The following is a 12,159-nucleotide window of genomic DNA, read 5'->3' as shown; positions in this document are numbered from 1 at the left end:
CAGCTTCTCAATAGAGAGCATACAAGAATGGAGGGGTGGCAAATGATTGCCAAATACCGCCTGCTTGCATTGGATATGGATGGAACCCTACTGAATGATGAACAGATAATTACACCCACAACGGTGGAATGGATTCAAAAGGCGGTCAACGCAGGCGTTCATGTCTGTCTGTCGACAGGCCGGGCATTTGTAAGTGCCTTACCCTATGCAGAGCAGCTAGGTTTAGAGACACCGATGATCACTGTGAACGGCAGTGAGGTGTGGAGAGCGCCACATGAAATATACCGGAGATCACTAATGGATCCCAAGCTGGTACAAGAAATGTATGATCTTGCAAAAGCAGATGACATCTGGTTCTGGGCTTATTCTCTGGACGAAGTTCTTAAACAGGATAACTGGGATGGGGATGTAACGGGTAGAGAATGGCTTAAATTCGGTTATCACACTGAAGATGATGAGCTTCGTCATAAGTTGTTGCTTCGTCTTCAAGATATGGGTGGACTGGAGATTACGAACTCTTCTCCGCACAATCTGGAGATTAATCCTCTAGGCGTGAATAAGGCAGCAGGAATAAAGGAAGTCTGCAAGCTGCTGGGAATAGAAATGTCGCAAGTTGTAGCTGTGGGCGACAGCCTTAACGATCTGGCGGCGATCCAGCAGGCTGGGCTTGGGGTTGCCATGGGCAATGCGCAAAAGACGGTTAAACAAGAGGCTGATGTTGTGGTGGCGACCAATAATCAAGACGGGATTGCCGAGGTCATCCAAAAGTATATCTTTACCGAAGCTGCAGCCTCTGTAGGCAGCAAATAATAAAAGCAGTACTGCGAAGTGAATCCATGGAGCATTATGCTAGTAGGAGGTTAAGGAATTGACGATCCTGGGTTGGATTCTTATTATTGTTTTGTTTGCTGTAGGATTGGCAGGGGCTGTGTATCCCATACTGCCGGGTGCGTTAGCGATCTATCTTGCCTTTTTTGTATACGGCTGGTTCTTTTCTTTTGAGCCCTTTGGGGTTTGGTTCTGGATTATTCAAACACTGATCGTTGTAGTTCTTTTTGTTGCTGATTATGTTGTAGGAGCGTGGGGTGTCAAAAAATTTGGCGGTTCACGTTCATCGATTATCGGGAGCACGATAGGGCTGATCTTGGGACCTTTTGTTATTCCGGCTTTTGGTCTTATCATTGGACCATTTCTAGGGGCTTTTATTGGAGAACTGATCGTGGGATCTTCCCCGTCTAAAGCTGCTAAGGTAAGTGTTGGCTCCATACTCGGCTTATTTAGCAGCACCTTGGTCAAAATCGTGTTGCAGGTAATTATGGTCGTCCTCTTTTTTATATGGGTCGCCCGGTTTTAATTTAACAGTGAAGAAGGGGAAAGAGTTTGTCCAAGAAAGAGTCTTTTGTTAAAGGCACGCTTATCCTTGCTGCTGCAGCTTTGGTGGCAAGGGTACTCGGGCTTGTCCAGCGGGTGCCGCTGGAGCATTTATTTAATGATGTTGGTAATGCTTCATTTACACAGGCAAACACAGTTTATTTAATGTTATTACCGCTGGCTACAGCAGGGATTCCAAGTACATTAAGTAAAATGGTATCTGAGCGTTATGCACTGAATAGACCAAATGAAGCTCAGCAGGTGTATCGGGCGGCATTAATCTTTGGTGTTGTAGTTGGCGTAATTATGAGCGCATTGTTATACATAGGTGCTCCTTATTATGCAGAATATGCAAAAGTTCCTGAAAGTACTTTGGCGATCCGGGCCATAGCTCCGGCACTCCTACTCTTCCCTTCTATTGCAATGATGCGTGGTTACTTTCAAGGGCGGAATAATATGATGGCTGGTGGCATCTCTCAAATTGTGGAGCAGATCGCGAGGGTATCTACCGCTGTTCTTCTGGCATTTGTATTGTTACAAAAAGGGTACGACAACACGTGGATGGCTGCTGGTGCATCATTCGGTAGTGTATTTGGTAGTGTTGGTGCTTTTGGTGTAATGCTCTATTACGCTATGAAATTACGGCGTAGTGAGGGGCAAACTGCGTTATACGAAACGAATGAAGAGAAGCTTCCTCTATTTGGAATTTATAAGGATATATTTAAATTATCCATTCCTATCGTTCTATCTTCAGTTACGGTTCCAGTAGTGAACTTTATTGATACATCTTTAATTGTACCGTTACTGAGTGGACAAGTTGGTGTAGCTGATGCCACACGTGCTTTGGGTATTTTCGGGAGTCGGGCACAGAGTGTCGCCGGGATTCCGCCGGTTCTTTCTATAGCACTGAGCACTTCACTAATACCAATTATTTCAGCTGCATATGCCCGTCGGGATGAGAAACATCTAAAAGGGCAAGTGACGTTAGCGCTTCGTATCTCTATTTTAACAGGAGCACCGATTGTTCTATCACTCGTAGTTGCTGCATATTCAGTTAATGGCCTCTTATTCAGTAGTTTAGATGGCAGTGGTATCGTAGCCATGCTTACTTTAGGTACGATCTTTCAGATTACGATGATGACAACGAACTCTATTTTGTTAGGTATGGGCAAATCGCGAATTTCCATGTATTATGTGTTAGCGGGTATTATTGTAAAATTAGTGGCAAGCTTATTACTTAGTAAGGTATTTGGCATCTACGGAATTATCGGTGCAACAGCACTTTGTTTCGTGGTCATTACTTTGCTTAACTTACGGATGCTGAAATCGATTGTGCCATTTGAAATTATGGGCAAACGTTGGGGCGGTTTCGCGATTGCGGTACTTGTGTCCGGCGGGATTGGTTATGGCTTGAATGAAGCTGGGATTCTGTTAACGGATCTGATGCCTGCACGTTTGGCGTTTCTGATCACTTGTCTTGTTGTAGGAGCAGCTGTTGTTGTTATTTATCTAGTACTGCTTATTGTGCTGGGTGTGCTGACTAAACAGGAAATCTCCAGTTATCCGCGGGCGCTGCAAAAATTATTGAATCCGCTGATGAAGTTACAGCCTGCACGTGTTCGTATGAGAGAATAGGTTTGACTTCTACACTGCATTTTGCTTCACTTAAAGAGTAGAAAATAGACAGATATTGAAGAAGGGACTGAGTAAATCATGGACAAAATTAGTTCTCCTGCTGAATTTCAGGTAGCCATTCAATCACCTCGATTAACAGTGGCCATCTTCAAGGCTGACTGGTGCTCGGATTGTAAATTTATCGATCCTTTTATCCCAGAGGTAGAGCAGGCTTATGCAGACCGCCTTACACTGGTTGAGGTAGATGTTGATGCCGTGGGCGATGTTAGCCAAGAACAAAATATTATGGGTATTCCAAGCTTCGTCGCATATTCGGATGGACGGGAATTGGTTAGATTCGTTAATAAATTGCGCAAATCCCGTGAAGAGATTGAGAATTTCCTTGATAAAGCGGTCCAAGTGCATCAAAGCCTTCAAAAGTAATTCCTAAGGAACCACCGCTTTCGCCTGTTTGTGCAAAGCGGTGGTTTTTTGAAATATAAGTCTGGCTGCTTCTTCATTACTAAAAACTGCGGGTGATATTTTTGACGACAAATCAGTTGAAATGGCTTAGTTATCTTACTTGCCTTATCATGTTCCTCGCTGTACTCGGAGGAGCGGTAGTGACGAAGACTGGATCGGGCTTGGAATGCGGAAATGAATGGCCGCTCTGTCATGGAAAATTAATTCCGGCTTATACTATAGGCTCGATGATTGAATACACCCATCGCTTGTTTAGCGGTTTGGCAGGGTTATTCTCACTTGCCTCGATGTTTGCTTTTTGGCGTTATGCCCGTACGCGGCGCGATTTGCTGGGATATGCATTTATGACCTTAGTATTCGTCATCGTTCAAGGTGGTATGGGAGCGCTTGCAGTAATTAAATCCCAATCCGCTGCTGTAATGGCGTTGCATATGGGTTTTTCTTTGATCGCCTTTTCGAGCGCTATGATGTTGGCTCTTGGAACCAAGAGATGGCATGAAGCACGTGAATATGATCATAAGCTGGAGGCTCAAAAGAAGCCCGTAAGTAAGGCTTTTCGCAATTTAACCTGTTTTACTGCCATCTATTCTTATATTGTCGTGTATATTGGAGCCTTTGTAAGTCATACGGATTCACAAGGCGGGTGTTCGGGTTGGCCGCTTTGTAATGGAGAATGGGTTCCGGAGCTTTCCGGAGGAGTAGGTGTTGTTTTTACGCATCGGATTGCGGCTTTAATCTTATTCATGCTTACTGCGCTGCTCGGGCATTTAGCATTTTGGAAACATAAGGATTATCCAGAGCTTAGAGCGCTAGGTATAGCTGCAGTGCTGTTATGCTTGATGCAGGTATTTAGTGGGGCGGCTGTGGTTTACACCTTAGATAATGAAAGATTGTACATATTTGCCGCTTTGGCTCATATTTTGCTGATTGCCAGTTTGTTTGGTGTCTTATGTTATATGAGTGTAAGAGTCTGGCAGCTAAATCGCTCGAGTAGTGTCGTATCTGGAAAAAATGTAACGAACCCAATGATTCCACCGCCTTGGTAGAACATTCCCTCCGTGGATAGAGGTGCTTCACCCGCGGAATAATAAAGTGGAAATCGGTATATCGTGGAGCTGATTGGCCGATGCTTACGTCGCGAGTTTTGTACGAAGCAGTCCATGGAAGCAGACGCTGAACAAAACTTTAGGAGGACTGGGATATGCTGCGGGTATTACTTGGAGAGCCGCCTCGAAAGAACAGCGGTGTGTTGGCTGATGCGATGGAGAATATGGCCACTTTTGCAGCATTGCTGCGCAAGGAAATGAGTGCCCATGAGGATAATGACCATGAATACCGCAAGCTGGAGATTTGGACACGTGGGCTGATTTCCTCTCTGGATGAACTGGAGCAAAGTTGGTTCGCGGCCGCTTTTTACCGGAAATTAGTGATTGCGGGTTATATGGATGATATGACACCGGTGGAACAGGGCGATTATGCACGTTATGTTTATTTTTATAAAGATGGCTTTATCCGGGTTTTCTCTCTTCTGGACAAGCTTGGGACGGTACTGAATCATTTTTATGATCTCAAAACATCCAAATTAAAAACGCACTTTTCTTACTTTACAGTGCTGCGTCAGCTTCAATTATTGAATGTGCATCCTGCATTAGCGGATCAACTGGAAGAGATTAAGAACTCCTACCGCGATCCATTGGAGAATTTACGCAAGCGCAGAAATGCTGAAATTCATTATATGAATTCCGAAATGCAGGATGATTTGTGGCAGCGGCACCAAGGTCTGCATGACAAAATTCAGCTCGAGGATCTGGATAGCCATCTTGAGGATTTAAAACAATCGCTCGAAATGAACTGTAAGACATTAATCGCGGCATTCAGCTACAGCAATGAACAGCTGCGTAAGGAAATAAGCAAGGCAAAGAGCATAAAATCGTAATTGTTCAATATATTTCCTTTTGACAAAAATAGATAAACTCACTATACTTATGCTTGCATTAAAGTATGTACGATTTCAGAAAAAATATAATTTCATAACTTTATCTTATCGAGAGCGGCGGAGGGATAGGCCCGATGAAGCCCGGCAACCGATTTGTATCCAGCGCGGGAAGCGTTGTACAAATGTCATGGTGCTAATTCCTACAATGGCGCAGGTTGCGGTCGTTGGCAGATGAGAAGGCATTGTCTTAATAAACCCACAGAGCCTCTTGCGATCTGCATCGATCGTTGGAGGTTTTTTTGTATAGAATAAGTGAAGTATAAAGGGGGGGGCGACGAGAGTTGATTAATCTAAAAGGGATAACAAAGGTTTATGGAAAAGGGAGTAATGCGGCAACAGCACTTTCTGGATTGAATCTGTCCATCGAGAAAGGTGAAATATTCGGAGTCATCGGCCACTCTGGAGCCGGGAAAAGTACATTGATCCGTTGCATTAATCTGTTGGAACGTCCGACAGAAGGAGAGGTCTGGGTAGACGGTGTTGAGCTAACCAGTCTTAACCAAGGTCAGTTGCAGGAACAGCGGCGCAAGATTGGGATGATTTTTCAACATTTCAATTTGTTGTCTTCGGCGACCGTATACGATAATATTGCCTTTCCACTGCGCCTTGCAGGTACATCTAGAACAGCTATTGATACAAAAGTGAAAGACTTGCTCGCTTTAGTTGGGCTCGAAGAACATAAAGGTAAGTATCCTTCTCAGTTATCTGGAGGACAAAAGCAGCGGGTCGGCATCGCCCGGGCACTAGCCAGTGACCCTGATGTACTGCTGTGTGACGAGGCCACTTCTGCGCTTGATCCCCAGACAACGGACTCCATTCTTAAGCTGCTGCTCGATATTAATAAAAGATTCCATTTGACCATTGTGCTGATCACACATGAAATGCATGTAATCCAGAGCATCTGCGACCGTGTCGCGGTCATTCATGGTGGTGGGATTGTTGAGCAAGGCAAAGTTACAGAGGTATTTCTCAAGCCGCAGCATGAGGTTACACGCGATTTCATCCGCAGTGAGACACAGAATGAAGGACCTCTTCGAGTGGCGCTTGATGCTGCTGCCGGGGATAACTCTCAAGCTGTCAAAATTACTTTTTTCGGAGAAAAAACTTACGGCTCGGCACTATCCGATGTCGTGCGTGATACGGGTGTAAGCTTTGCAATCTTACATGGTACCATTTCAACGATTAAAGATGTGCCTTATGGACAGATGATTGTGCGGTTCGAAGGGCCAGCTGAGGCGATTGCTGTAACGATCTCCAGGCTAATTGCTCAAGGCCTTGATGTGGAGGTGATTTCGTAATGAATTTTGCAGATCTAAATTGGCAAGAAATGGTGGATGCTACGGTTGCTACTATAAAAATGATATTTTTTTCCGGATTGTTCACAATTATTCTTGGTTTGCCACTCGGAATTCTATTGTATTTATGGGGGAAATCGAATAGTATAGTAATCAGAGTAACTTACTCGGTCTTATCATTACTTGTAAATATTCTACGTTCCGTACCCTTTATCATTTTGATGGTGGCTCTAATTCCTTTCAGCAAAGCCGTTGTTGGAACCTCCATTGGTGTACTCGGTACGATTCCACCTCTGGTGATTGGTGCAGCTCCGTTTTTTGCCCGCTTGGTAGAGACGTCGTTAAGAGAGGTAGACCGCGGAGTCATCGAAGCCGCACAAGGTATGGGAGCATCGACGAACCAAATCGTTATGCGTGTGCTTTTGCCAGAAGCTCGTCCAGGCCTGCTCGCTGGAGTTACGATCACACTGGTTACACTGGTCTCCTATACAGCAATGGCTGGTATGGTTGGGGGCGGCGGATTAGGTGACTTGGCGATTCGTTACGGCTACCACCGCTATGAGACGGAGATTATGATTGTTTCTATAGTATTTATTGTCGTACTGGTGCAATTGCTACAAATGGCCGGTGACCGACTCGTAAAACATTACACACGGAAATAAGGTACATCCATATATATCCTTATTCAATACAAAATATAGATTAGAGGGGGATTTACAATGAAAAAAGTACTACTTACATTTTTTAGCCTGACACTGGTTGCGGTGCTTGCGGCTTGCGGTAACAACAATGCATCTAATAATGCTGGGAGCTCGGCTGCTACAACAGCACCAAACGCAGAAGCAACAAGTGAACCTACTAAAGATCCAGTGAAATTGGTTATTGGTGCCTCACCTGTTCCTCATGCTGAAATTTTGAAGGCTATTGCTCCATTGCTTGAAAAAGATGGAATTACACTTGAAATCAAAGAATTCACTGACTATATTCAACCTAACGTGCAGCTTGATGAGAAGGAGTTAGATGCTAACTTTTTCCAACACCAACCGTATCTGGATGACCAAAACAAAAATAATAAAACCGACCTGGTCTCTGTTGCATCCGTTCACGTTGAACCTTTTGGGGCTTATTCCAAAAAAATCAAATCGATCGATGAGTTGGCTGATGGTGCAAAAGTTGCCATTCCGAACGATGCTACTAACGGTGGCCGTGCACTAATCCTACTTGCAAAAAATGGTCTGATTACCTTGAAAGATGATACAAACATTGCTGCAACAAAAGCAGATATCACTGAAAACAAGAAAAATCTCGACATCATTGAGTTGGAAGCTGCTATGCTCCCACGTCAACTGGATGAGGTAGACCTTGCTTTGATCAACACGAACTTTGCACTAGACGCTGGTCTTGTGCCAACTAAAGATGCATTGTTCATCGAGGGTGTAGATTCCCCTTATGCTAACATTTTGGTAACCCGTCAAGACAATAAAGATTCCGAAGCCATCAAAAAGCTGGTTGCTGCCCTGAATTCTCCAGAAGCTAAAGCTTTCATCGAAGAAAAGTACGAAGGTGCGATCATTCCAGCGTTTTAAGGAATGAAGCTAAATTCGTCTATAGTCATAACAAGAACCCGCAGCCAAGTTGGCTTGCGGGTTTTATGTTCTAAGGTTGTGAGAGAATGTTAAATCCTCTATAATAAGAAAATCCCGATCTCCTTTACAGGAGAATCGGGAGGGTTATTGAACGGGATTTAGAATACTTGAACTACTTCTTCAACGCCTTCTACTTCTTCAAGGAGGGCGCGTTCAATCCCGGCTTTCAAGGTGATCGTGGAGCTTGGGCAGCTGCCGCAGGCACCCATAAGTTTCAACTTAACGATGCCGTCTTCCACATCGACCAGTTCTACGTCACCGCCATCGCGCTGCAGGAACGGACGAAGCTTATCCAGCACTTCTAGTACTTCATCATACATTTCGGTGCTTTGTGCATTCTCACTCATTTCTCAATCACTCCTTTCGTAAGTTCATTATAGTACAAAAAGTTAAAAAATAAAATGGTTAGGCGGAATAGGGAGATCATCATGAGACCAATTATTGAATTTTGTTCCAGCAACATGGGTCACGGAACAGACAAGCTAATGCATAAGCTGGAGGAAAATCCAGATTATGATGTTATTGAATACGGATGTCTGAACAATTGTGGAGAGTGTTATTTAATGCCTTTCGCCATGGTTGAAGGTGACATTATTGCAGCAGACACTGTTGCAGAGCTAGAAGAGAAAATTGAGGCCAAGATCAAAGAGCTTGAGGCTTGGTTTAATATAGATCTTGACTAAATTTCTCGAGAAAAAAAGAGGGAGCACTCCATAATCTAAATTATGGAGTGCTCCCTCTTTTTGGAACCTTACTTGAACAAAATCCACCAATTTGATCGATTAGGCAACATATTGGAGAGTGCAGGGGCTACCGTGAAGGTGCCACCGGACTCAGGCGACCTTATATTGAGTGTTTTCCTACATTTGGATTGCTATCGGACCCCATAGTCACTATTCACCTGAAAAACAGCATAAATGAACCTCATTATAAGCAATAACTTCACTGGAGTCCGAAACTCTCCTTCAAAGGCTGAAAATTTGCGAATAAGGTCATCTGAGTCCGAAGGGTATACGCACCAATAACGTAAGAAAGCTACTCTCGTGTTTATCTGAGAGTAGCTTCCTTTAATACTTATGAACCAATCATAGGCTTATCCTAAAGTGCGTTTCGACATCCAGAGCACTCCGCTCTTGAGGATGCGGGGAACCCGTCCTTTGACGGAGCGTTGTCCCATAAGTCCGAATCCTGCTTTTTTTCCTAGTGACCCTAAAGTACCCTTCAGGCGAATAGGATGAAGCTTAGGAGTCTCACCGCGCCAGGTCGCTTGGATAACCTGAGCTACCTGCTCACCCTGTGCTCCAGCGGCTTGTGCGCTTGGTGCGAATGGCAGACTGGCACAGTCACCAATCACATATACCTCCGGATAATCCGGTATACGATAATACTCATCCAGCATAATCCGTCCACCACGGTCCTTCGACACATTCAAATCTTGAACTACTTTTACAGGTTGAATCCCTGCGGTCCATACTGTCACATCTGAAAGGATTTCCTCGGTACCGTTAAAAATCGAATCCTTCTCTACATGAGATACAGAGATTCGTCCCAGCGTTTGCACCTGATGGTGATGAAACCATTCCTCTACGTACTGTGACAGCTTTGCCGGAAAGGCAGACAAAACACGTTCACCGCGATCCAGAATAGCGATGTTAAGGTCTGGACGGCTTTCCCGAAGCTCTGCGGCTAATTCAACACCGCTTAATCCTCCACCTACGATGTTTATCGTTCCGTAAGGCTTCACATCATTTAAACGGCGGTAGGTTTCCCGAGTACCAGCAAAGGTCTGGATGCTGCAGGTATATTGATCAGCACCAGGGATGTTGTGGTAATTGTCGGTACAGCCAAGAGCAATGGCTAGGAGATCATAAGATACAATCTCACCGGACTCCATACTGACTATTTTGCTCTCCAAATCAATGGAACTCACTTCACCGTACCGGACAGTAAGCCGGGGGTGAACCGGAAAATGAATGCGCAGGTGATAATCAGTTACGGTACCTGCGGCGAGCGCATAATATTCCGTTTTGATTCCTTGATAAGGCATTCGGTCAATTAAGATAATTTCAACATCATGAGGAAGATGATTATTGAGTAATTCTTGAATTAAGGCTAGGCCGCCGTAGCCACCGCCAAGAACGAGTATTGTTCTCATGCTGACCGAACTTCCTTTCCAATATGGGATAACAAATCTCAGGTAGTCTTCTTATTCGTATACCTTAACCTCATTATAGAAAGTGTCACGTTCGACAGGAATTCGTCCAGCACCTTTCACTAGCCAGATCAATTCGTCGCGAGTCAGACCTTCCGGTGTTAAGGCGCCAGCCGCGTGGCTGATACGTTCTTTTAGAATTGTGCCATGCACGTCTGATGCACCGAAGTTCAGCGCAACTTGAGTAAGCTGAGGGCCAATGTTAATGAAGTACGCTTTGATGTGATCGAAATTGTCCAACATCAATCTGCTGATCGCAATGGTCTTCAGATCCTCATAAGCAGAGTTGCGGCGCATGATGCCAGCGTTTTTATTCTTAGGCTGCATGGACAATGGAATGAATACCATAAAGCCATTGGTTTCGTCCTGCAAATCACGGATTTGCATCATATGGCGGATACGGTCTTCGTGAGATTCAATGGAGCCGTACAGCATAGTGGTATGGGTCTTCATCCCAAGCTGATGTGCTGTCCGATGGACTTCCAGATATTCTTCCACATTAGCTTTGTCTACACGCATTTTTTTACGATATTGGTCGGATAATATTTCTGCACCACCACCGGTGAGTGTTTTCAGTCCAGCAGCACGCAATTGTTCCAGTACCTCACGAATACTCAAACCGCTAATACGGGTGAAAAAATCAATTTCAGCGGCAGTGTAGGCTTTTAAGGTAACCTCAGGGAAACGTTCGTTCAAAGCTTTTAAAGAATCCACATAATATTGGAAGGGAACCTTGTCGTTATGGCCACCAACAATATGGAATTCACGTACGCCTGGGTGGATATGCTGTTCGACATATTGCACCATTTCCTGACCGGAAAGGGTATAGGCTCCCTCTTCTCCATCATCTTTGCGGAAATTGCAGAATGCACAGTGCGATTCGCAAACATTGGTGAAATATAGACTCATGTTTTCGATAAAATATACCCGATTGTGATTCTTGGCGATATTGACTTCATTCGCTAGCTGGCCAATGGTAAGTAAATCGTTGCTTTGATATAAATAAACGCCATCTTCCAAATTCAATCTTTCGCCGCTGCGAACCTTATCAATAATGTTCGCCATTCGGGCATCCGTGTGGGGGGTAAAAAGAGTAGACATATTATGATTTCCTCCTGAAAGTTTACGAGCAGATTGCTCGAAGATAAATTCCAGACGTACCCAAGTGGTAGCTGTTCATTCTAAAAAAGAAAGAGGCGAGCTTGCCTCCGTGACAAATTTCCGAATTTTTACTTAGAGTGCCTTCCCTATTATAAACCTACTCTCCTAAGGGTATCAACAGCTTGATATTGATGGTGTTTTTTACTGTGAAGGGTCATGCCTAAGGCAGTTGTGACTTGAGGGTAACAGAATAGTCGGTTATACTGAATTTATCAAGCATAAACGTCATTGGCATCCTTATAAAGTTGATAAGCGTTTAAGCGAGAAATATAAGACATAAAGAATAGGTGCAACACTTATACTATCTTATATTTTTATGAAATAACTTTTGGCCGGAAGGTCCCTTAAACATAAGTTTCCGCTTATGAAGGGAGACGAATT

13 protein-coding genes and 1 riboswitch are annotated in these 12,159 nt (G+C 44.2%); of the genes, 10 read left to right on the top strand and 3 right to left on the bottom strand.

The annotated features are described in order from the left end of the window. Window positions 1-42 precede the first annotated feature (42 nt). The 9 genes from NST58_RS27495 (at window position 43) to NST58_RS27455 (ending at window position 8,345) form a co-directional block, all read left to right on the top strand. The gene (locus NST58_RS27495; RefSeq protein ID WP_036685270.1) at window positions 43-810 is read left to right on the top strand and encodes a Cof-type HAD-IIB family hydrolase; all 768 of its coding nucleotides are present in this window, start codon (window positions 43-45) and stop codon (window positions 808-810) included. 58 nt (window positions 811-868) lie between these two features. Next, a complete protein-coding gene (locus NST58_RS27490; RefSeq protein WP_038573189.1) occupies window positions 869-1,354 on the top strand; it encodes a DUF456 family protein in 486 nt (161 codons plus the stop codon). A 26-nt stretch (window positions 1,355-1,380) separates the two neighbouring features. Next, window positions 1,381-3,006 (top strand): polysaccharide biosynthesis protein, encoded by a 1,626-nt coding sequence (locus NST58_RS27485; RefSeq protein WP_339244852.1) that lies wholly within the window; start codon window positions 1,381-1,383, stop codon window positions 3,004-3,006. A 78-nt stretch (window positions 3,007-3,084) separates the two neighbouring features. Beyond that, window positions 3,085-3,429 (top strand): thioredoxin family protein, encoded by a 345-nt coding sequence (locus tag NST58_RS27480; protein WP_036685265.1) that lies wholly within the window; start codon window positions 3,085-3,087, stop codon window positions 3,427-3,429. 101 nt (window positions 3,430-3,530) lie between these two features. Continuing rightward, complete coding sequence (locus tag NST58_RS27475) at window positions 3,531-4,514, top strand: heme A synthase (protein WP_076178959.1); 984 nt, start codon at window positions 3,531-3,533, stop codon at window positions 4,512-4,514. Window positions 4,515-4,669: 155 nt separating this feature from the next. Beyond that, on the top strand, window positions 4,670-5,404 hold the full coding sequence (locus tag NST58_RS27470) for a Cthe_2314 family HEPN domain-containing protein (RefSeq protein ID WP_076178960.1): 735 nt from the start codon (window positions 4,670-4,672) through the stop codon (window positions 5,402-5,404). 102 nt (window positions 5,405-5,506) lie between these two features. Next, window positions 5,507-5,642, top strand: a riboswitch (SAM riboswitch). Between the two features lie 103 nt (window positions 5,643-5,745). Next, a complete protein-coding gene (locus tag NST58_RS27465) occupies window positions 5,746-6,762 on the top strand; it encodes a methionine ABC transporter ATP-binding protein (protein ID WP_076178961.1) in 1,017 nt (338 codons plus the stop codon). After that, the gene (locus NST58_RS27460) at window positions 6,762-7,421 is read left to right on the top strand and encodes a methionine ABC transporter permease (protein ID WP_076178962.1); all 660 of its coding nucleotides are present in this window, start codon (window positions 6,762-6,764) and stop codon (window positions 7,419-7,421) included. The genes NST58_RS27465 and NST58_RS27460 overlap by 1 nt, the downstream gene beginning before the upstream one ends. 57 nt (window positions 7,422-7,478) lie before the next feature. Continuing rightward, window positions 7,479-8,345: a MetQ/NlpA family ABC transporter substrate-binding protein gene (locus NST58_RS27455; protein ID WP_036685252.1), complete on the top strand. Its 867-nt coding sequence runs from the start codon at window positions 7,479-7,481 to the stop codon at window positions 8,343-8,345. 158 nt (window positions 8,346-8,503) lie between these two features. On the opposite strand, the gene NST58_RS27450 is transcribed toward NST58_RS27455, so the two are convergent. Further along, the gene (locus tag NST58_RS27450; protein ID WP_036685249.1) at window positions 8,504-8,752 is read right to left on the bottom strand and encodes a NifU family protein; all 249 of its coding nucleotides are present in this window, start codon (window positions 8,750-8,752) and stop codon (window positions 8,504-8,506) included. An 81-nt stretch (window positions 8,753-8,833) separates the two neighbouring features. Here NST58_RS27450 and NST58_RS27445 point away from each other — a divergent pair, with 81 nt between their 5' ends. Then, window positions 8,834-9,088: a YuzB family protein gene (locus NST58_RS27445; protein WP_036685247.1), complete on the top strand. Its 255-nt coding sequence runs from the start codon at window positions 8,834-8,836 to the stop codon at window positions 9,086-9,088. Window positions 9,089-9,498: 410 nt separating this feature from the next. Here NST58_RS27445 and NST58_RS27440 read toward each other — a convergent pair whose 3' ends face one another. Both NST58_RS27440 and mqnE read right to left on the bottom strand, forming a co-directional pair. After that, window positions 9,499-10,560, bottom strand: coding sequence for an NAD(P)/FAD-dependent oxidoreductase (locus NST58_RS27440; protein ID WP_076099373.1), 1,062 nt, complete (start codon window positions 10,558-10,560; stop codon window positions 9,499-9,501). 51 nt (window positions 10,561-10,611) lie between these two features. Beyond that, window positions 10,612-11,718, bottom strand: coding sequence for an aminofutalosine synthase MqnE (gene mqnE / locus NST58_RS27435; RefSeq protein WP_036685236.1), 1,107 nt, complete (start codon window positions 11,716-11,718; stop codon window positions 10,612-10,614). Between the last annotated feature and the right edge of the window lie 441 nt (window positions 11,719-12,159).

Origin of the sequence: Paenibacillus sp. FSL R10-2796 (assembly GCF_037965315.1) — a bacterium.
Classification (GTDB): Bacteria; Bacillota; Bacilli; order Paenibacillales; family Paenibacillaceae; genus Paenibacillus_AQ; species Paenibacillus_AQ odorifer.
The sequence above is the reverse complement of the archived record's forward strand: the minus strand, read 5'-3'. Positions and strand labels throughout refer to the sequence as shown.

What these genes read in the sequence shown, in the direction of transcription:
- NST58_RS27495 (WP_036685270.1), top strand. Translation starts at nt 43, where the DNA reads ATGATTGCCAAATACCGCCTGCTTGCATTGGATATGGATGGAACCCTA.
- NST58_RS27480 (WP_036685265.1), top strand. Translation starts at nt 3,085, where the DNA reads ATGGACAAAATTAGTTCTCCTGCTGAATTTCAGGTAGCCATTCAATCA.
- NST58_RS27470 (WP_076178960.1), top strand. Translation starts at nt 4,670, where the DNA reads ATGCTGCGGGTATTACTTGGAGAGCCGCCTCGAAAGAACAGCGGTGTG.
- NST58_RS27460 (WP_076178962.1), top strand. Translation starts at nt 6,762, where the DNA reads ATGAATTTTGCAGATCTAAATTGGCAAGAAATGGTGGATGCTACGGTT.
- NST58_RS27455 (WP_036685252.1), top strand. Translation starts at nt 7,479, where the DNA reads ATGAAAAAAGTACTACTTACATTTTTTAGCCTGACACTGGTTGCGGTG.
- NST58_RS27450 (WP_036685249.1), bottom strand. Translation starts at nt 8,752, where the DNA reads ATGAGTGAGAATGCACAAAGCACCGAAATGTATGATGAAGTACTAGAA.
- NST58_RS27445 (WP_036685247.1), top strand. Translation starts at nt 8,834, where the DNA reads ATGAGACCAATTATTGAATTTTGTTCCAGCAACATGGGTCACGGAACA.
- NST58_RS27440 (WP_076099373.1), bottom strand. Translation starts at nt 10,560, where the DNA reads ATGAGAACAATACTCGTTCTTGGCGGTGGCTACGGCGGCCTAGCCTTA.
- mqnE (WP_036685236.1), bottom strand. Translation starts at nt 11,718, where the DNA reads ATGTCTACTCTTTTTACCCCCCACACGGATGCCCGAATGGCGAACATT.